Raw genomic sequence first — 18,851 nt, forward strand, 5'->3', positions numbered from 1 at the left:
CATGGAACAACTTGCTCCCCTGATCGCCACCGCGATCAACGCCGGCACGCCGCTGCTGCTGGCCGCGCTGGGCCTGCTGGTCAACGAGCGCTCCGGCGTGCTGAACCTGGGCGCCGAAGGCATGATGCTGGTGGCCGCCGCGCTGGGCTTCATGGTCGGATACCAGACCCAGTCGCCGATGCTTGGCTTTATCGCCGGCGCCGGCGCCGGCATGCTGATGGCCACGCTGTTCTCGTGGCTGGCGCTGGTGTTGGCCACCAACCAGGTGGCCACCGGGCTGGCGCTGTCGATCTTCGGCACCGGCCTGTCGGCCTTCATGGCGCAGCGCTTCGTCGGCTATGCGATGCCTGCCCAGGCCAAGTCGGTGCCCTATCTGGCCGATATCCCGTTCATCGGCCCGGCGTTTTTCCAGCATCACTGGATGGTCTATGTCAGCCTGCTGCTGTGCCTGGCGATCATGTGGTTTCTGTTCCGCACGCGCGCCGGTCTGACGTTGCGCGCGATCGGCGAATCGCCCGAGTCGGCGCACGCGCTGGGCTACCCGGTGCGCTGGATCCGCTTTGGCGCGCTGCTGTTCGGCGGCGCCTGCTGCGGCCTGGCCGGCGCGTATCTGTCGCTGGTCTATACGCCGATGTGGGTGGAAAACCTCGTCGCGGGCCGCGGCTGGATCGCGCTAGCGCTCACCACGTTCGCGACCTGGCGTCCGGGCCGCGTGCTGATCGGTGCGTGGCTGTTCGGCGGCGTGACGATCCTGCAGTTCTATCTGCAGGGCATCGGCGTGTCGGTGCCATCGCAGTTCCTGTCGATGCTGCCTTATGCCGCCACGATCGTCGTGCTGGCACTGATTTCGCGTAACCCGGCGTGGATTCGCCTGAACATGCCTGCCTCGCTCGGCAAGCCGTTCCGCCCGGGCAACGCCTGAACCGTATCACCGAAGTCCAATAACAAGAGCCATACCTCAAACCACATCACAAAGACGTCTGACAAGGAGAGATCGATGATCGTTTCACGCAGGACCACGCTGGCAGCCCTGGCCGCCACCGCTGTGCTGGCCCTGGCCGGCTGCGGCAAGAAAGAAGCCGAAAAGCCGGCCGAAACCGCCGCGCCGGCATCGGCGCCGGCCGCGGCCGCCAACGAGCCGCTGAAGGTGGCCTTCGTCTATATCGGACCAGTGGGCGACGCCGGCTGGACCTACGCCCACGATGCCGGCCGCAAGGCGGTGGAAGCCAAGTTCGGCGACAAGGTGAAGACCACCTACGTCGAGAACGTGCCTGAATCCGCAGCCGATGCCGAGCGCGTGTTCCGCGACCTGGCCAGCCAGGGCAACAAGCTGATCTTCGGCACCACCTTCGGCTACATGGAGTCGATGCTGAAGGTGGCGCGCGAATTCCCGGATGTGAAGTTTGAACACGCCACGGGCTTCAAGACCGCCGACAACCTGGCCCAGTACGACGTGCGCACCTACGAGGGCGCGTACCTGGCCGGCGTGGTGGCGGGCAAGATGAGCAAGACCGGCAAGATGGGCGTGGTGGCGTCGGTGCCGATTCCCGAAGTGATCCGCAACATCGACTCGTTCACGCTGGGCGCGCGCTCGGTCAACCCGAAGGCGACGGTCAAGGTGGTGTGGGTGAACAAGTGGTTCGATCCGGGCAAGGAACGCGAAGCGGCCACGACGCTGATCGGCCAGGGCGTCGACATGCTGATGCAGAACACCGATTCGGCCGCCGTGGTGCAGACCGCACAGGAAAAGGGCGTGTACGCATTCGGCTGGGATAGCGACATGAGCCGCTTCGGCGAAAAATCCCATCTGGCCGCTTCGGTGATCACGTGGGGCGTCTACTACAACAAGGTCGTCGGCGACGTGCTCGACAACAAGTGGAAGAACACCACCACGTGGTGGGGCCTGAAGGAAGGCATGATCGACCTGAAGGGCTTCAACGCCGTGGTGCCGGACGACGTCAGGGCGCTGGTCGAGGAACGCAAGAAGGGCGTGATCGACGGCACCGCGCCGATCTGGAAGGGTCCGCTCAAGGACAACGCCGGCAAGGAGCAACTGGCCAAGGATCAGGTGGCCGACGACAAATTCCTGCACGACATCAAGTTCTATGTCGAGGGCGTGGAAGGCAACGTACCGGGCTAAACCATTGCGCCATCCCGGCCGCCATCCGGTTCCTTATCCGGATCGCTCCCGGGTCTGACAGAAACGCCGGCCCCGTGAAAACGGGCCGGCGTTTTTTCTGGGCGCGCGCCGGGGAACTTGAATCGCCATGCATCGGCCCAAGCTATTCGCCTATCCCCTGCCGATTGTGTGACCAAGGAGGCCCATCATGTGGAAACGACTGTCAGCGTTGTGGACGCTGGTGCGGCGAGACGGCCGTCTGTTCTGGTTTGCGTTGCGTCATCCCGATGCCCCACCATGGCTGAAACCCGCTGCATTCGGGCTGCTGTTCTACGCGATTTCGCCGATCGACCTGATTCCCGATTTCATCGCCGGGCTTGGTATCGTCGACGACTTGGTGATCATTCCGCTGGCCGTGCACCTGATCCTAAAGCGCCTGCCGCCTCACATCCTGCGCCAGGCGCAAATGCGCGCCGCCGCGACGACCGTGCGGCCGCGCTAACGTCTGGCCAGATCCAAAAGAAAATCGCTGCCCAACAGGCAGCGATTTTTTTTGTTCGCGGTGCATTGCCGTTTCATGCCGCAACGGCCGGCAAACATCGCTCAACTGGCGCCGCCGCTGTCCTTGCCGTCGCCGCAGTCGTCGAAGCAGTGACGTGCCAGCTCCACCAGCAGCAGCTCCGCTGTTGCGAGATTGGTGGCGCACGGCACGTTGTGGACGTCGCAGGCGCGCACCAGCGCATTGATGTCCGGCTCGTGCGGCTGCGGCGTCATCGGATCGCGCAGGAAGATCACGGCCGTGATCTTGCCCTCGGCCAGTTGCGCGCCGATCTGCAGATCGCCACCCCACGGACCGGACAACATGCGCGTCACTTCGAGGCCGGTTTCGGTGGCGATGCGGCCGCCGGTGGTGCCGGTGGCCAGCAGGTCGCAGCGACTGAGAAAATCGCGATGACGACCGGCGAACGCAACGATGTCGTCCTTCTTGTGGTCGTGCGCGATCAGCGCGATGCGCGGTGTGCCTTCGACGCTCGGCATCAGAACGTGCCCGGGTAAGCGCCGCCGTCGAGCAGCACGTTCTGGCCGGTCATGTAGGCGGCCTGCTTGCTGCACAGGAACGCGCACGTGGCGCCGAACTCGGCCGGCTCGCCGAAGCGGCGCGACGGATTGGCCGCCGCACGGCGCGCGGCCATTTCCTCGATGCTGATGCCGGCCTTCTTGGCGCCACCTTCCATGGTCTTCTTCAGGCGATCGGTGTCGAACGGACCGGGCAGCAGGTTGTTGACGGTGACGCCATATTGCGCCACCTCGCGCGCCAGGCCGGCCACGAAACCGGTCAGGCCCGCGCGCGCGCCGTTGGACAGGCCGAGCACGTCGATCGGCGCCTTGACCGCACCGCTGGTGATATTGATGATGCGACCCCAACGGCGCGCGATCATGCCGTCCACCGTGGCCTTGATCAGTTCGATCGGCGTCAGCATATTGGCGTCGAGCGCAGCGATCCATTCGTCACGGCCCCAGTCGCGGAAGTTGCCCGGCGGCGGGCCGCCCGCGTTGTTGACCAGGATGTCGAGGTCGCCGAGCTTGGCCGCTGCATCGAGCGCCAGCTTGCGGCCTTCGGGCGTGGTGATGTCGGTGGCCACGGCCACCACGCGACGCCCATGGCGTGCGCGCAGGTCGGCGGCGGCCTTCTCCAGCGCTTCGGCGCCGCGCGCGACCACCACCACGTCCACGCCTTCGGCCGCGAGCGCATCCGCACACGCAAAACCGAGTCCCTTGCTGGCGCCGCACACCAGCGCATGCTTACCGCGCAGTCCGAAATCCATTTCTTGCTCTCCTTGCTTGGTTATCGCTATTTATCGCTTTGAATTGCACGTCGAAGCCCGCTCGATCAGGCTCGTTTGGTCGACAGCAGGTACATGCCGCCCAGCACCAGCGCACTGCCCGCCAGCTGCACGCCGGTCACCGGCTCGCCCAGAAGCCAGAAGGCCAGCGCGAGCGTGGAGACCGGTCCGATCATGCCAGCCTGCGATGCCATGGGCGCGCCGATGCGCGCCACCGCGATCATCGTCAGCGAGACCGGCAGCACGGTGCAGAACACCGCGTTGACGACCGACAGCCATAGCACCGGCGCCGGCTGCGCCAGTTCGGCCAGCGGCCGGCCCAGCGCCAGATACTGAATCACGCAGCACAGCGTCGATACGCACATCGCATAGGCCACCAGCCGCAGCGATCCCACGCGCTTGACCAGTTCGCCGCTCAGAATCAGGTACACACCATACGACAGGGCGCTGCCCAGCACCAGCGCGCCGCCCAGCCAGACCTGGTCGCCGCTGACGTCCAGGTCATGCGCGAAGACCAGCACGATGCCGGCGTAGGCCAGCAGCAAAGACAGCCACTGCCGTAAATGGATGGGCCGACGAAACACCAGCGCGGTGGTCAGCAACACGAAGGACGGCGTGAGAAACAGGATCAGTCGTTCCAGGCCGGCGGTGATGTACTGCAGCCCCAGAAAATCCATGAAGCTCGACAGGTAGTAACCAATAAAGCCCAGAAACACCACGCGGGAGCGATCGGCCCACGACAGCGCGGGCAGCTTGCGCGCCTGCCACCAGCCGATCGCCATGAAAAGCGGCACCGCGAACAGCATGCGCAGGGTGATGACCATCACCGCGTCGACGCTGTAGCGGTACATCAGTTTGGCGACGATCGCCTTGGCGGAAAACAGCACGGCGCCGATGGCCGCGGCGGCCAGCCCGAAGCGCTGCACGGCAGGCACTTCGGCGGATGGGGACAGGGACTTCTGGGATGCAGGCACGGGGACGCAGGATGGCGCGGCAACACGACTTGCCGGCGGCAAAGTCAGGCACGACGGATGCCGCCGATTGTATGTCAAAAGACGCGCCACCTGCCGGCCACGACTACGGCGGCTTTCCCATACAATGGCCCGCGCCGGATGCTGCACCAGGCGCGTGCGCAACCGGCGGCACGCCAGGCGGGACCGTCAGCCGACAGCCCGCCGCGCGCAGAAAATCGAGCCACATCGCGCCATACATGCATCACAACAATATCCCGGAGATTCCCGCATCATGTCGTCCCATCGCCCTCACTTTCCCCGCCGCGCCTTTGTTTCGCTGGTTGCCCTGTTGCTGGCCGGCGGCGCATTCGCCGCGTTTGCCGCTGAGAGTTTTCCGAGCAAGCCGATCCGGTTCGTCGTGCCCTACGCGGCCGGCGGCACCACCGACCTGGTGGCGCGCACGGTGGGCCAGCGCGTAGCAGAAAAGCTCGGGCAGCCGGTGGTGGTCGAGAATCGCCCCGGGGCGGGCGGCAACATCGGCATGGATGCCGTGGCCAAGGCACCCGCCGACGGCTATACGATTGGCTTCGGCGCGATTTCAACCAACGCGCTGAATCCGCATATCTACAAGCACGTCCCATTCGATCCGCGCAAGGATTTCACCGCGATCAGCCTGCTGGGCACGTCGACGATCGTGCTCGAGGTCAGCGAAAGCCTGCCCGTGAAAACCGTCCCCGAACTGATTGCCTATGCCAAGGCCCATCCCGGCCTGACCTACGCAACGGCCGGGACCGGCACCTCGATGCACCTGGCCGGCGCGATGTTCTCGCAAATGACGCAGACGGGCCTGACCCATGTGCCCTACAAGGGCAGCAGCCCGGCCATCAACGACCTGCTGGGCGGCCACATCCAGGTGATGTTCGACAACCTGCCGGCGTCGCTGCCGCACATCCAGGCTGGCAAGCTGCGCGCGCTGGCCGTGGCCGGCAGAACTCGCGCGCCGTCGCTGCCCAACGTGCCGACGCTGGCTGAAGCGGGACTGGCGGGTTACGCAGTCGAGCCGTGGTTCGGCGTGTACGGGCCGGCCAACCTGCCCGCGCCGGTGGTCCAGGCGCTCAATGCGGCATTCGTCGAGGCGCTTGCGCGGCCCGACGTGCGCGACAAGCTCGCGCAGGCGGGCTTTAATCCGAAGGCATCGAGCGCAGCGGAATTGCAGACGCTGACCCAAACCGAATACGAGCGTTTTGGAAAGGTCGCAAAAGCCGCCGCGATTACCGTCGATTGACGGCACGGCCGGCAGCGCGGCGCTCCCGCCCGGCAGCGATTGCCGGCGCGCCGCCTGTGGCCGGCCGCCGCAACGTCCGGCGGGCGCCGCTGCATCCATTACAATCGCGCTGCATCGGCCCTATCGCGTCAGTCAGGGCCATTTTCGTATTCCGCCGAGCCCGCCATGAAACAAGATCCGCGCTTTCCCAATCTCTTCATCCTCAATCACCCCCTGATCCAGCACAAGCTTTCGCACATGCGCGACAAGGAAACGTCGACGCGCACATTCCGCGAGCTGCTGCGCGAGATCACGCTGCTGATGGGCTACGAAATCACGCGCAATCTGCCGCTGACCACGCGCCGCATCGACACGCCGCTGGTGGCGCTCGATGCGCCGGTGATCGCCGGCAAGAAGCTGACGATCGTGCCGGTATTGCGGGCGGGCGTCGGCATGAGCGATGGTCTGGTGGAGCTGATTCCCTCGGCGCGTATCGGCCACATCGGCGTGTATCGCGACGAGCAGCATCGGCCGGTGGAATATCTGGTGCGGCTGCCGGATCTGGAGGATCGATCGTTCATCCTGTGCGATCCGATGGTGGCCACCGGCTACTCGGCCGCACACGCGGTGGACGTGCTCAAGCGTCGCGGCGTGCCGGACGAAGCCATCACGTTCGTGGCGCTGGTGGCCGCACCCGAAGGCGTTGAAGTGTTCCAGAAGGCCCACCCGGGCGTGAAGCTCTACGTGGCGTCGCTGGACAGCCATCTCGACGAGCACGCCTATATCGTTCCGGGTCTGGGCGATGCCGGCGACCGTCTGTTCGGCACAAAAAACTGATCGAAATCCGCGGCGGTTGATGCGCCGCAAAGGATGTGCGGGATCGCTCTTTCTACACTGAATGCCTTTCGGGCACCGACAAAGAAGGAGATCCCGCATGCAAGCACTGAAGATTCTCACCTCCACCGCCACGGGTCTGGCCAGTCTGGCGGTCATCGCATTCATCATCGCGATGGCCGCGTTCTTCGCCTGCCTGTTCGCCCGCAAGGCCCGACAGGATGCCGAGGCCGCCAGGCGCGCCGCTGCGGCTGAATCGCCCTGACGCGCAGTGCGCTGGAAGTCCGCACGGCAGCGTTCGACGCCGCAACACGGAATACGCCCGCAATTTCGCGGGCGTATTCAATTGTTGGTGCTTCATTTGCGCGAACCCGGCGCGCGTTGCGCGCTCAGTTGCGCAATTTTTGGGGCGTAACTCGCCTCATGATTCGCCGGATCACTTGCGTTTCCCGCCGCCCAGCAGACTGCCCAGCACACCGCGGATCAATTCGCGTCCCACCTGCGAGCCCACGGTGCGCGCCGCGGACTTTGCCATCGATTCCAGGATCGAATCGCCCCGGCCCGTCTTGCCAGTGCCGCGCGTCAAGCTGCCGAAGATCTCCCCGGCCGAATCCATCCAACCGCCGCCTTCGGATTGCGGTGCCGGCGCGCCGACGCCCTTCCCGGCATCCGCAGGCGCTCCGTTTGCCGGCGCCGCCACCGCGCCGCGCAGCTTTTCGTAGGCCGATTCGCGATCGATCAGCTTTTCATAGGTGCCCGCCACCAGCGAGTTGGCGATCAGCGCCTTGCGCTCGTCGTCGGTGATCGGGCCGATGCGGCTGCCCGGCGCCAGCACCCAGGCGCGCTCGGTCACGCACGGCGTGCCTTTGGCATCGAGGCACGACACCAGCGCCTCGCCCACGCCCAGCTCGCCGATCACCTGCTCGATATTTAGCTTGGGATTCGCGCGCATGGTCGTGGCTGCCACCTTTACGGCCTTCTGGTCGCGCGGCGTGAAGGCGCGCAGCGCATGCTGGACGCGATTGCCAAGCTGGCCCAGCACGGTGTCGGGAATGTCGACCGGATTCTGCGTCACGAAGTACACGCCCACGCCCTTCGAGCGCACCAGACGCACCACCTGCTCGATCTTGTCGAGCAGCGCCTTCGGTGCATCGTTGAACAGCAGATGCGCCTCGTCGAAAAAGAACACGAGCTTCGGTTTGTCGAGATCGCCCGCCTCGGGCAGTTTTTCAAACAACTCCGACAACATCCACAGCAGGAACGTGGCGTACAGCCGTGGCGCGTTCATCAGCTTGTCGGCCGCGAGGATATTGACGACGCCCTGGCCTTTTTCGGTCTGGATGAAGTCTTCCAGATTGAGCATCGGCTCGCCGAAGAACTTGTCCGCACCTTGCGATTCCAGCGCCATCAGCCCGCGCTGGATCGCGCCGATCGAGGCCGCCGAGATATTGCCGTATTCGGTGGTGAACTGGCTGGCGTTGTCGCCCACATGCTGCAGCATCGCGCGCAAATCCTTGGCGTCGAGCAGCAGCAGGCCGTTGGCGTCGGCGATGCGGAACACCAGGTTCAGCACGCCTTGCTGGGTGTCATTGAGTTCGAGCATGCGCGACAGCAAAAGCGGGCCCATGTGGGACACCGTGGCGCGCACGGGATGGCCCTTTTCGCCGAAAACATCCCACAGCGTGGTCGGGCAGGCGCCCCAGACCGGCTCGTCCAGGCCGTGTTCGGCCAGCCGGGCCTTCAGCTTGTCGGACGCCTGCCCCACTTGGGAAATGCCGGTCAAGTCACCTTTGACGTCGGCCATGAAGACCGGCACGCCGAGCCGCGAGAAGCCCTGCGCCAAGGTCTGCAGCGTGACGGTCTTGCCCGTGCCGGTGGCGCCCGTGATCAGGCCGTGCCGATTGCCCATTTCGGGCAGCAGCACCAGTTCGTGGTCGGCATTCTTGGCGATGAGGATGGGATCGGCCATGGCGGGTCTCGGTGATCGACTTGTCAAAAGGCAGGAAATGGCGTCGGCACTCGCGGGCAGCGTGCAAGGCGCTTCGGTGCGACAGGGGCGCGTGATAAAATCCTGCGCTGATTATAGCCAGCAGATTGGCACATCAATCACATGGCGTGGCCGCCGGATTGTCAGGATTTGTCACTGAAAACGACCGAAACCGGCTTCCCGCAGGCGCAATGCCGCCGGGCTTCACACCACACGACACGTTTTCCGCATTCGGAGAGAAACATGGCCGGTCATTCCAAATGGGCCAATATCAAACACAAGAAAGCTGCCGCCGACGCCAAGCGCGGCAAGATCTGGACGCGCCTGATCAAGGAAATCACCGTGGCCGCCAAGCTCGGCGGCGGTGACATCGATTCGAACCCGCGCCTGCGCCTGGCCATGGAAAAGGCGATGGACGCCAACATGCCCAAGGACAACATGCAGCGCGCGATCCAGCGCGGCGTGGGTGGCCTGGAAGGCGCGAACTACGAGGAAATCCGCTACGAAGGCTACGGTCTGGCCGGCGCGGCGATCATCGTCGACTGCCTGACCGACAACCGCACCCGCACGGTCGCCGAAGTCCGCCACGCATTCTCCAAGCACGGCGGCAACATGGGCACGGAAGGCTCGGTGGCCTTCATGTTCACGCACTGCGGCCAGTTCCTGTTTGCTCCGGGCACGCCCGAGGACAAGCTGATGGACGCCGCGCTCGAAGCCGGCGCCGACGACGTGGTGACCAACGAGGACGGATCGATCGAGGTCACCTGCCCGCCGAACGATTTCGGCGCGGTCAAGGCGGCGCTGGAAGCCGCCGGTTTCAAGGCCGAAGTGGCCGACGTGGTGATGAAGCCGCAAAACGAAGTGAGCTTCAGCGGCGACGACGCCATCAAGATGCAGAAGCTGCTGGACGCGCTGGAAAACCTGGACGACGTACAGGAAGTCTTCACCAACGCGGTGATCGAGGACTAACCCTCGCGCCGCGCCCCAACGGCGGCAGCCCGGCAACAGCCAGCTGCCGCTTTTCGCATGCGTTTCTTTTCTGGCAGTGGATCATGAAAGTTTTGGTTGTCGGTTCGGGTGGGCGTGAGCACGCGCTGGCGTGGAAGCTGGCCCAGTCCCCCAAGGTGCAGGTCGTGTACGTGGCCCCGGGCAACGGCGGTACGGCGCTCGACAAGCGCCTGCAGAACGTGCCGCTGACCGATCCGGAAGTGCTGGCCGCGTTCGTCGAGCGCGAAGGCGTGTCGTTCACCGTGGTAGGGCCGGAGGCGCCGCTGGCCGCCGGCATCGTGGATGTGTTCCGCGCGCGTGGCCTGCGTATCTTCGGGCCGACCAAGGCGGCTGCCCAGCTCGAATCGTCGAAGGATTTCGCCAAGGCGTTCATGCATCGCCATGGCATCCCCACCGCCTACTACCAGACCTTCTCGGATGCCGCCGGCGCCCACGCCTACATCGATGCGCAGGGCGCCCCGATCGTGATCAAGGCCGACGGCCTGGCCGCGGGCAAGGGCGTGGTGGTGGCGATGTCGCTGGAAGAAGCGCACGCGGCGGTCGACATGATGCTGGCCGATAACAAGCTCGGCGATGCCGGCGCGCGCGTGGTGATCGAAGAATTCCTCGAAGGCGAGGAAGCCAGCTTCATCGTCATGGTCGACGGCAAGAACGTGTTGGCGCTGGCCACCAGCCAGGACCACAAGCGCCTGCTCGATGGCGACGCAGGTCCAAACACAGGCGGCATGGGCGCGTACTCGCCCGCTCCGGTGGTCACGCCGGCGCTGCACGCGCGCGCGCTGCGCGAGATCATCCTGCCGACCGTGCGCGGCATGGAAAAGGACGGCATTCCGTTCACCGGCTTCCTGTACGCCGGCCTGATGATCGACCGCGACGGCAATCCCAAGACGCTGGAATTCAACTGCCGCATGGGCGATCCGGAAACCCAGCCGATCATGGCGCGCCTGAAGACCGACCTGGTCGATGTCATGGAAGCGGCCGTGGAGGGCAAGCTCGACCAGATCGAGCTCGACTGGGACCGCCGCACCGCGCTGGGCGTGGTGATGGCCGCCTACGACTACCCCGAAAACCCGCGCAAGGGCGATGTCATCACCGGCATCCCGGCGGAAACCGCCGAAGCGGTGACCTTCCATGCGGGCACCACGCTCAAGGACGGCGCGCTGCTGACGTCCGGCGGCCGCGTGCTGTGCGTGGTCGGCCTGGCCGACACGGTCAAGGCCGCTCAGAAGAACGCCTACGCCGCCGTCGAGCAGATCCGTTTCGATGGCATGCAGTTCCGCACCGACATTGGCTACCGCGCCATCAAGCGCTGATCCGGCCCGTGTGCCGGCCCGATTCGCCCCGACATCACGTGGGGCGGGTCAAGCCGGTACAATCGTGACACCGCGATGACGACTTGCGCACGAACCGCCCCGCCGTCGTGCCACCGGCCCATCCCAATCCGCCCATCATGATCGATTCCCAGGCAGTCCGTGACTATCTGCTCGGCCTGCAAGACCGCATCACCGACGCCATTGGCGCTGTAGACGGCCAGGCGTTCCTGACCGACCACTGGGAAAAGCCCCCGACCGACCGCCTGCGCGGCAACGGCCGCACGCGCATCCTGGAAGGTGGCGCGGTGATGGAGCGGGCCGGCGTGGGCTTTTCTCACGTGCGCGGCGACACGCTGCCGCCATCGGCCAGCGCTAACCGGCCGGAGCTTGCCGGACGCAGTTTCGAAGCTTTGGGCGTCTCGCTGGTTTTCCATCCGCGCAATCCGCATGTCCCCACCGTGCACATGAACGTGCGGTGCTTCGTCGCGCTGAAGCCTGACGCCGCGCCGGTATGGTGGTTCGGCGGCGGCATGGATCTCACGCCGTACTACGGCAACGCCGCCGACTGCAAGCATTTCCATCGCACCTGCAAGGACGCCCTGGCGCCGTTCGGCGACGACCTCTATCCGCGCTTCAAGCAATGGTGCGACGAGTACTTCTATCTCAAGCATCGCGGCGAGGCGCGCGGTATCGGCGGCATTTTCTTCGACGATTTTTCCGCGCTGGGCTTCGAGCGCAGCTTTGCCATGATGCAGTCGGTCGGCGACGCCTTCCTCGACGCCTACCTGCCGATCCTCGCGGCGCGCAAGGACACGCCTTATGGCGAACGCGAACGCGACTTCCAGGCCTATCGGCGCGGCCGCTATGTCGAATTCAACCTGGTATTCGATCGCGGCACCCTGTTCGGCCTGCAATCGGGCGGACGCGCCGAATCGATCCTGATGTCCATGCCGCCGCTGGCGGCGTGGCGCTACGACTGGCAGCCCATGGCGGGCACGCCGGAAGCCGCGCTCTATACCGATTTCCTGCCGGCGCGCGCGTGGGCCTGAAGCTGATGACTGAAGCAAAGAACGCCCCCGGCCAGCACGCACCAACGCCACGTCCCTACCGCCTGGGTATCCTCGGCGGCACCTTCGATCCCCCGCATCGCGGCCATGTTGCACTGGCCCAGTTGTGCATCGACCACCTCGACCTGGACGAACTGGTCTGGATCCCGACCGGCCATTCGTGGCAAAAGGGCGACAACGTGACGCCCGCCGCCGATCGCCTGGCCATGACGGAACTGGCCGCCGCCACGCTGGCTACGCGGCGCACCAAGGTGCGCGTGAGCCGCATGGAGGTGGATCGCGACGGCCCCAGCTATACCATCGACACCGTGCGCCAATTGCGCGCCGAATATGGCCCGCAGGCATCGATGTCGTGGCTGATGGGCGCCGATCAGTTGCTGCGCCTGCACACCTGGCATGGCTGGGAAGCGCTGTTCGAATATGTGCACCTGTGCACTGCCACGCGCCCGGGCTTCCATCTCGATGCGCTGGACGGCCCGGTGCTTGCCGCCCTGCACGAACGCCTGGCGGACACGCACCTGATACAATGCTCGCCCTCCGGACATATGTGGATCGACCAGACGCTGGCCGTCGACCTGTCGTCCACCGGCCTGCGCGAGCGCCTCGCCGACGGCCCGATGTCGGACCAGGCAGATGATGACCAACTGCCGGCCGGCGTGGCACACTACATCGCGCGTCAAGGGCTGTACCGACACCCCTGAGCCGACGCGCGCCCTACCCCGAATGAAGCTGAACAAGAAAGACACCATGGATATTCGTAAACTGCAGCGCGCGATCGTCGACGGGCTCGAGGATGTGAAAGCGCAGGACATCAAGGTGTTCGACACCACTCACCTGACCGAGCTGTTCGACCGGGTGGTGATTGCCAGCGGCAATTCGAATCGTCAGACCAAGGCCTTGGCGGCTTCGGTGCGCGACACCGTCAAGGAGGCCGGCGGCCATATCGTTGCCGTCGAAGGGCTGGAAACCGGCGAGTGGGTGCTGGTCGATTGCGGCGACGCCGTGGTGCACATCTTGCAACCGCAGCTGCGCCTGTACTACAACCTCGAGGAAATCTGGGGCGACAAGCCGGTGCGCGTGAAACTGGCCGCCGCCAAGGGTCTGGCCAAGGCCAGCGAGCCCGCCGAAGAGGACGAGGATGCCGAGCCGGCGCCGCGCGTGCGCCGCGCGTCGAACCTGCGTCCCGCGCTGGCGCGCCTGCCGGAAGGCATGAAAGAGCCGTCGCCGCCGATGGGTCATGAGGATACCGATCCGGACGCCATCGCCACCATCCGCAAGGCGCCGGCGCGCAAGACCACCAGCACCGGCACGCCGCTCAAGACCACGGCACGCAAGACCACCACTGCGCGCAAGACCACGGCCGGCACTACCGCCAAGGCGCCGGCCCGCAAGACGACCGCCGGTACCGCTGCCAAGGCCCCTGCGCGCAAGACGGCCACCGGCACTGCCGCCAAGGCCCCGGCACGCAAGACGGCCGCAGCAAAGACCGCCGCGCCGCGCAAGCGCGCCACGCGCTCGGCCTGATCGCACCAGTTGAGGCACTGACCACCGGGCATTTCGCATGCAACTCGTGATTGTGGCCGTCGGCCACAAAATGCCCGCGTGGATCGAAACCGGTTTCGCCGAGTACGCGAAACGGATGCCGCCAGAGCTCCGCATCGAACTACGGGAAGTCAAGCCGGAGGCGCGCTCTTCCAGCAACAACGCCGCCACGGTAATGCAGCGCGAGGCTGCGCGCATCGACGCCGTGCTGGGCTCGCTGTCCAAACAATGCCGCATCGTCGCGCTGGACGAACGCGGCAAGGACTGGACCACCGTGCAACTGGCCGACCAGTTGACCGGCTGGCAACGCGAAGGCGGTGACGTGGCGTTCCTGATCGGCGGGGCCGACGGGCTGGACCCGGCCCTCAAGGCGCGCGCCCACACGCTGTTCAGGTTGTCCAGCCTGACACTGCCGCACGGCATGGTGCGCGTGCTGCTGGCCGAACAGCTCTATCGCGCCTGGTCGGTCACGCAGAATCACCCGTACCACCGCGCCTGAAACGCTCCGGCACCCTCGCGCCACGGCGGACGTTCGCCGGCCGGCGGCGGCGCGTACAATCGACGCCACTCCGAATCTCATCCCGACGCCACATCGTGCGTGCCCCGCGGCATATCGCGCCGTCACGCGCTGGCGTCCTTTTTCGCGCCAATCCAGTGACTCACAATCTGCTCTATCTGGCTTCCCAAAGCCCGCGCCGCCGCGAACTGCTCACGCAACTGGGCGTGTCCTACGAATTGCTGCTTGCCGATGCGGGCGAAGATGCCGAAGCGCTCGAAGCCGTGCTGCCCAGCGAATCCCCGGACGCCTACGTGCAGCGCGTGTGCGCGCTGAAGGCCGACGCCGCGCTGCAGCGCCGGATCCGCCGCGCGCTGCCCGATGCGCCGATCCTGACATCGGACACCACGGTCTGCCGCGACGGCGAGATTCTCGGCAAGCCGGCCGATGCGACAGATGCGGCGCGCATGCTGTCTACGCTGTCCGGCACCACGCATCGGGTGCTGACCGCGGTCACCGTGGTGTCCGCGTTGGGCAAGCGCCATGCGTTGTCGATCTCGCACGTCACTTTCCGGGCCATGACCGCCGCCGAAATCGACGCCTACGTGGCCAGCGGCGAGCCGCTGGGAAAAGCCGGCGCCTATGGCATCCAGGGCCGCGCGGCGGAATTTGTCGAGCGAATCGACGGAAGCTATTCGGGTATCATGGGCTTGCCCTTGTTCGAGACGGCGGCGCTGCTGCGCGAGGCGGGTCTGCGCTTCTGATCCGCCTGCCGACGCGCCGCGCAAGGGCGCAGGGGTCTAACGCCCGGGCGCTTCCCGGGCGACAACAACAAGCGCCGGCAGACCGGCGACGCGCCAACATGCGAACCCAATCGCTATGACCGAAGACATCCTCGTCAACATCACGCCGCAAGAAACCCGCGTGGCCATCGTGCAGCAGGCGGCCGTGCAGGAACTGCATGTCGAACGCACGCTCACGCGCGGGCTGGTCGGCAATATCTATCTTGGCAAGGTCGTGCGCGTACTGCCGGGCATGCAATCGGCATTCATCGATATCGGACTCGAACGCGCCGCATTCCTGCACGTGGCCGACATCTGGCACCCGCGCGACGGCAGCGACAAGAACAGCGCACCACTGGCCATCGAGAAAACGCTGTTCGAAGGCCAGGCGCTGATGGTGCAAGTCATCAAGGATCCGATCGGCACCAAGGGCGCGCGGCTTTCCACGCAAGTCAGCATCGCGGGCCGCACGCTGGTCTACCTGCCGCAGGATCCGCACATCGGCATTTCCCAGCGCATCGAAGGCGAAGTGGATCGCGAAGCGCTGCGCGCCCGCGTGCAAGGACTGGTGCCCGCCGATGAACGCGGCGGCTTCATCGTCCGCACCATCGCCGAAGAAGCCAGCGACGAAGAACTGGGCAACGACATCGCCTATCTGCGCAAGATCTGGGGCACGATCCGCCTGAACGCCACCACGCAGCCGGCGCCGAGCCTGCTTTATCAGGACCTGAACCTGGCGCAGCGGGTGCTGCGCGATTTCATCAACGACGCCACCGGCGTCATCCAGGTGGATTCGCGCGAGAACTACCAGAAGCTTCTGGAGTTTGCGCAGGAATACACGCCGGCCGTGCTGTCGCGCCTGTCGCACTACACGGGCGAGCGGCCCGTTTTCGACCTGTTCAATATCGACGCCGAAATCGAGAAGGCACTGTCGCGGCGCGTCGACCTGAAGTCTGGCGGCTATCTGATGATCGATCAGACCGAAGCGATGACGACGATCGACGTGAATACCGGCGGCTACGTCGGCGCGCGTAATTTCGACGACACGATTTTCAAGACGAACCTCGAAGCCGCGCACACCATCGCCCGGCAACTGCGCCTACGCAATCTGGGCGGCATCATCATCATCGACTTTATCGATATGGAGAACGCCGAGCACCGCGATGCCGTGCTGTCGGAACTCAAGCGCGCGCTGTCGCGCGACCGCACGCGTATCACGGTCAACGGCTTCTCGCAGCTCGGCCTGGTGGAAATGACGCGCAAGCGCACGCGGGAATCGCTGGCGCACGTGCTGTGCGAACAATGCCCCGTATGCACCGGCAAGGGCCAGGTCAAAACGCCGCGCACGGTGTGCTATGACATCCTGCGCGAAATCATGCGCGAATCGCGCCAGTTCAATCCACGCGAATTCCGTATCCTGGCGTCGCAGGAAGTGATCGACCTGTTTCTCGAGGAAGAAAGCCAACATCTGGCAATGCTCGGCGACTTCATCGGCAAGCCGATCTCGCTGCAGGTGGAATCGACCTTCCACCAGGAACAGTACGACATCATTTTGATGTGATGTATTTGGGGACATCCCCTCAAACTCGCCGACTGCCCGGAAAGCTAGAAACGGCAACGAGTTTTGCCGTTACGCTATCTCCAGGCGCGTCAATGACGCGCATCCAAGGCGAACATTGAATCGGTAGGAACTGGCCTCTTCGGCAGTTGGCGCTGTTGGGAATGCTGCTCGTTGTAGTGTTCAACCGCAATGCCCAGATTGCGGGCAACCGTCTCTGCGTGAGGCGTGGCCCTGAAGGCGACATAGTCGCGCTTCATGGGCTTTACCAATCCCTGGCACTCGTTGCTGCGCGGGCTGCAGACCGGCGAGGCCAATGACCTCAATCCGATGCCCCCATTTGAAGCACGATTTAGTTGCCTCTACACGCACGGCGGCATTCTATTCCGTCCATCCGCAGCAATGGCCGATTTTTAACCGGCACACCTTCCTGTTGATTTTTCGAAATTCTGATTTTCGACAAATCACGATCCGGTTCCTACTGTGGTTTGGTACAACCGATGACGCAGCTCGCGTAGAGATCGCCAGAGGCCTCGCCAGAATGAGGACCGTACTGTCTACACTTTCGCCGGCCAACTTCATCCGCCACTCCGCCGACGCAATGCGCGTCGGCGGGTGCGTCTCCCGTGAAAACAGCCCTGGGGCCGTCGCTGAGGTATGCGCGCCGGACACGGCGACGCACACTATCGCCATACGCCTCGATTTCTGTACGCTACGCCCCCGCCATCCGCGATTCGATTCGCAGTTGCTCACGCTGGTACACGAGGTATCCCATTTCACAGACGTCATGAATTCTCAAGACTACTGGTATTCCACTCACAGCGCCAAGGATCACGCAGGAGCCAGAGATGCAAGAACCATTGAAAACGCAGACAACATCGCGGGCTATGTCGTTTGTTCGGAGTAAGGGCACCATTGCGTTCCTTGCGGGGTGCATGGCGCAGCAGGCTGCATTCGGATGCAGCCCCATACGTGGGCTTGATCTGGTTTTCGCTAACGAGTCAGCAAACTTGAATGCCGCGTCGGCTTTGCGCTTGGGCGCATGGGTGGCTGACCTAAAAGCCGGCTTCCCCAACTACGAAAGCTTTTCGATAGAGGGTCACGTTGATCCGTCCGAGCGAGGGGGCAAGAGATTGGCCGCGGATCGAGCAAACTCGGTTCGCCGCTTCCTTACCGATCGCGGTTTCCGTCCGGATCGCGTCCAGGCGGAGCGCCCCGGTACGTCCTACAACGTGCCAATTCAAGGGCAGCCGACCCGCGCGGTCGCCATTGAGTTTCTCCCGGGCTGCCCGCACCCGTGTTGCTCGTTGCCTACCCACATGGCAGAGGATCGCGGCGTGCCGATGCCGTAAGCCTAGAAAGCAAGGTTAGCCGGGCCTTGGCACCGGCCTGGGATCCGCGTCCTCCCCCCGTTAAGCGCCCGCGCCGTACATACAGATCCGTGACGTCCAGCATGCACGCGTCCACGACGGTGTACTCGCTGGGGCGCTTGCGTATGCGGTTGATCGCCACGTGCCTTGCGGTCGGATGATGGCCGTCGAAGAACCTGTGCGACTGGCCTTCGATGATGCGTGGCCGATCATGTTCGAACTGCAGGTTGAAAGTCCTCGGGATCAGGCCCGAGTAATGGTTCGTATATTGCGCCCGCATGCAGCCGCGCTGGCGCAGACAGGCCTGGATCCGTTGGCCGATATAAGTGCTGGGCCACCCGCATCGCAACATGCTGGCCGCGCCGTCGCCGCCGAATATGGTCACGTCATAGTCGCGCCATTGGTGCCCGCGCGGCATTTTCTTCTCGATTTCGCCAATATTGGCCTCGAGCATCTGGTCGGTATCGAAGTGCGCGGCCACCAGCGTCTGGCCTGAATCGTGGATTCCGAAGACGCCGATGCAGGTCTGCACGGCGGGCATCGACAAAGACAGGCCGCGCGTGGGAAACACGCCATATTGGCCCTGAAAGACAACGACTCGGTTCATCGCGGCGATTCCTCTATCCCATCTGGAACGAAAGTGGCTCGGAGACAACCCGAAGCAGCGTAGGGAGATTCGGGCCGGGCCGCCGTGATCTGGGACAGACCACGCGT

22 protein-coding genes are annotated in these 18,851 nt (G+C 64.7%); 16 read left to right on the plus strand and 6 right to left on the minus strand.

Features of this window, described 5'->3' with window-relative positions; translation table 11 throughout:
- Position 1: 1 nt before the first annotated feature.
- The 3 genes from AC1RKI_RS12610 to AC1RKI_RS12620 all read left to right on the plus strand — a co-directional run bounded on the left by AC1RKI_RS12610 (position 2) and on the right by AC1RKI_RS12620 (position 2,621).
- Entirely contained in the window at positions 2-922 is a 921-nt protein-coding gene (locus AC1RKI_RS12610; protein ID WP_150979384.1) for an ABC transporter permease, read from the plus strand.
- Between the two features lie 75 nt (positions 923-997).
- A complete protein-coding gene (locus AC1RKI_RS12615; RefSeq protein WP_492795517.1) occupies positions 998-2,140 on the plus strand; it encodes a BMP family ABC transporter substrate-binding protein in 1,143 nt (380 codons plus the stop codon).
- 187 nt (positions 2,141-2,327) lie between these two features.
- A complete protein-coding gene (locus tag AC1RKI_RS12620; protein ID WP_061958752.1) occupies positions 2,328-2,621 on the plus strand; it encodes a YkvA family protein in 294 nt (97 codons plus the stop codon).
- 101 nt (positions 2,622-2,722) lie between these two features.
- On the opposite strand, the gene AC1RKI_RS12625 is transcribed toward AC1RKI_RS12620, so the two are convergent.
- From AC1RKI_RS12625 to AC1RKI_RS12635, 3 genes are all read right to left on the minus strand, one after another.
- Positions 2,723-3,157 carry a methylglyoxal synthase gene (locus AC1RKI_RS12625; protein ID WP_061958753.1) on the minus strand — a complete coding sequence of 145 codons (435 nt, stop codon included), beginning with the start codon at positions 3,155-3,157 and terminating at the stop codon, positions 2,723-2,725.
- Entirely contained in the window at positions 3,157-3,945 is a 789-nt protein-coding gene (locus AC1RKI_RS12630; protein ID WP_061958754.1) for an SDR family oxidoreductase, read from the minus strand. The genes AC1RKI_RS12625 and AC1RKI_RS12630 overlap by 1 nt, the downstream gene beginning before the upstream one ends.
- Before the next feature lie 65 nt (positions 3,946-4,010).
- A complete protein-coding gene (locus AC1RKI_RS12635) occupies positions 4,011-4,898 on the minus strand; it encodes a DMT family transporter (protein ID WP_227460188.1) in 888 nt (295 codons plus the stop codon).
- A gap of 310 nt (positions 4,899-5,208) precedes the next feature.
- Here AC1RKI_RS12635 and AC1RKI_RS12640 point away from each other — a divergent pair, with 310 nt between their 5' ends.
- From AC1RKI_RS12640 to AC1RKI_RS12650, 3 genes are all read left to right on the plus strand, one after another.
- A complete protein-coding gene (locus AC1RKI_RS12640) occupies positions 5,209-6,201 on the plus strand; it encodes a Bug family tripartite tricarboxylate transporter substrate binding protein (protein ID WP_492795520.1) in 993 nt (330 codons plus the stop codon).
- A 165-nt stretch (positions 6,202-6,366) separates the two neighbouring features.
- Positions 6,367-7,017 carry a uracil phosphoribosyltransferase gene (gene upp, locus AC1RKI_RS12645; RefSeq protein WP_061958757.1) on the plus strand — a complete coding sequence of 217 codons (651 nt, stop codon included), beginning with the start codon at positions 6,367-6,369 and terminating at the stop codon, positions 7,015-7,017.
- Positions 7,018-7,114: 97 nt separating this feature from the next.
- Positions 7,115-7,279: a DUF3149 domain-containing protein gene (locus AC1RKI_RS12650; RefSeq protein WP_150979388.1), complete on the plus strand. Its 165-nt coding sequence runs from the start codon at positions 7,115-7,117 to the stop codon at positions 7,277-7,279.
- Positions 7,280-7,450: 171 nt separating this feature from the next.
- On the opposite strand, the gene AC1RKI_RS12655 is transcribed toward AC1RKI_RS12650, so the two are convergent.
- Entirely contained in the window at positions 7,451-8,983 is a 1,533-nt protein-coding gene (locus AC1RKI_RS12655; RefSeq protein ID WP_492795522.1) for a helicase HerA-like C-terminal domain-containing protein, read from the minus strand.
- Between the two features lie 261 nt (positions 8,984-9,244).
- On the opposite strand from AC1RKI_RS12655, the gene AC1RKI_RS12660 reads away from it, so the two are divergent.
- From AC1RKI_RS12660 to rng, 8 genes are all read left to right on the plus strand, one after another.
- Positions 9,245-9,970 carry a YebC/PmpR family DNA-binding transcriptional regulator gene (locus AC1RKI_RS12660; RefSeq protein ID WP_061958759.1) on the plus strand — a complete coding sequence of 242 codons (726 nt, stop codon included), beginning with the start codon at positions 9,245-9,247 and terminating at the stop codon, positions 9,968-9,970.
- An 83-nt stretch (positions 9,971-10,053) separates the two neighbouring features.
- The gene (gene purD, locus AC1RKI_RS12665; RefSeq protein WP_061958760.1) at positions 10,054-11,322 is read left to right on the plus strand and encodes a phosphoribosylamine--glycine ligase; all 1,269 of its coding nucleotides are present in this window, start codon (positions 10,054-10,056) and stop codon (positions 11,320-11,322) included.
- Positions 11,323-11,459: 137 nt separating this feature from the next.
- A complete protein-coding gene (gene hemF, locus AC1RKI_RS12670; protein ID WP_061958794.1) occupies positions 11,460-12,371 on the plus strand; it encodes an oxygen-dependent coproporphyrinogen oxidase in 912 nt (303 codons plus the stop codon).
- Between the two features lie 5 nt (positions 12,372-12,376).
- Complete coding sequence (locus AC1RKI_RS12675) at positions 12,377-13,090, plus strand: nicotinate-nucleotide adenylyltransferase (protein ID WP_150979390.1); 714 nt, start codon at positions 12,377-12,379, stop codon at positions 13,088-13,090.
- A gap of 46 nt (positions 13,091-13,136) precedes the next feature.
- Entirely contained in the window at positions 13,137-13,913 is a 777-nt protein-coding gene (rsfS, locus tag AC1RKI_RS12680; RefSeq protein WP_211922708.1) for a ribosome silencing factor, read from the plus strand.
- Between the two features lie 37 nt (positions 13,914-13,950).
- The gene (rlmH, locus tag AC1RKI_RS12685) at positions 13,951-14,430 is read left to right on the plus strand and encodes a 23S rRNA (pseudouridine(1915)-N(3))-methyltransferase RlmH (RefSeq protein WP_061958762.1); all 480 of its coding nucleotides are present in this window, start codon (positions 13,951-13,953) and stop codon (positions 14,428-14,430) included.
- Positions 14,431-14,585: 155 nt separating this feature from the next.
- Positions 14,586-15,191 (plus strand): Maf family nucleotide pyrophosphatase, encoded by a 606-nt coding sequence (locus AC1RKI_RS12690; protein WP_227459876.1) that lies wholly within the window; start codon positions 14,586-14,588, stop codon positions 15,189-15,191.
- A gap of 115 nt (positions 15,192-15,306) precedes the next feature.
- Positions 15,307-16,770, plus strand: a complete 1,464-nt coding sequence (gene rng / locus AC1RKI_RS12695) for a ribonuclease G (RefSeq protein WP_150979393.1) — start codon at positions 15,307-15,309, stop codon at positions 16,768-16,770.
- 89 nt (positions 16,771-16,859) lie between these two features.
- Here the strand turns inward: rng and AC1RKI_RS12700 are convergent, their stop codons facing one another.
- A complete protein-coding gene (locus AC1RKI_RS12700) occupies positions 16,860-17,027 on the minus strand; it encodes a hypothetical protein (protein ID WP_492795526.1) in 168 nt (55 codons plus the stop codon).
- A gap of 56 nt (positions 17,028-17,083) precedes the next feature.
- On the opposite strand from AC1RKI_RS12700, the gene AC1RKI_RS12705 reads away from it, so the two are divergent.
- Both AC1RKI_RS12705 and AC1RKI_RS12710 read left to right on the plus strand, forming a co-directional pair.
- The gene (locus AC1RKI_RS12705; protein ID WP_492795527.1) at positions 17,084-17,674 is read left to right on the plus strand and encodes a M35 family metalloendopeptidase; all 591 of its coding nucleotides are present in this window, start codon (positions 17,084-17,086) and stop codon (positions 17,672-17,674) included.
- A 28-nt stretch (positions 17,675-17,702) separates the two neighbouring features.
- A complete protein-coding gene (locus tag AC1RKI_RS12710; protein ID WP_492795572.1) occupies positions 17,703-18,119 on the plus strand; it encodes an OmpA family protein in 417 nt (138 codons plus the stop codon).
- Here AC1RKI_RS12710 and AC1RKI_RS12715 read toward each other — a convergent pair.
- Positions 18,079-18,678: a hypothetical protein gene (locus tag AC1RKI_RS12715; protein ID WP_492795529.1), complete on the minus strand. Its 600-nt coding sequence runs from the start codon at positions 18,676-18,678 to the stop codon at positions 18,079-18,081. The two genes, AC1RKI_RS12710 and AC1RKI_RS12715, sit on opposite strands and share 41 nt — an antisense overlap.
- Positions 18,679-18,851 lie beyond the last annotated feature (173 nt).

It is taken from the genome of Cupriavidus sp. GW822-FHT06G04 (genome assembly GCF_058799075.1).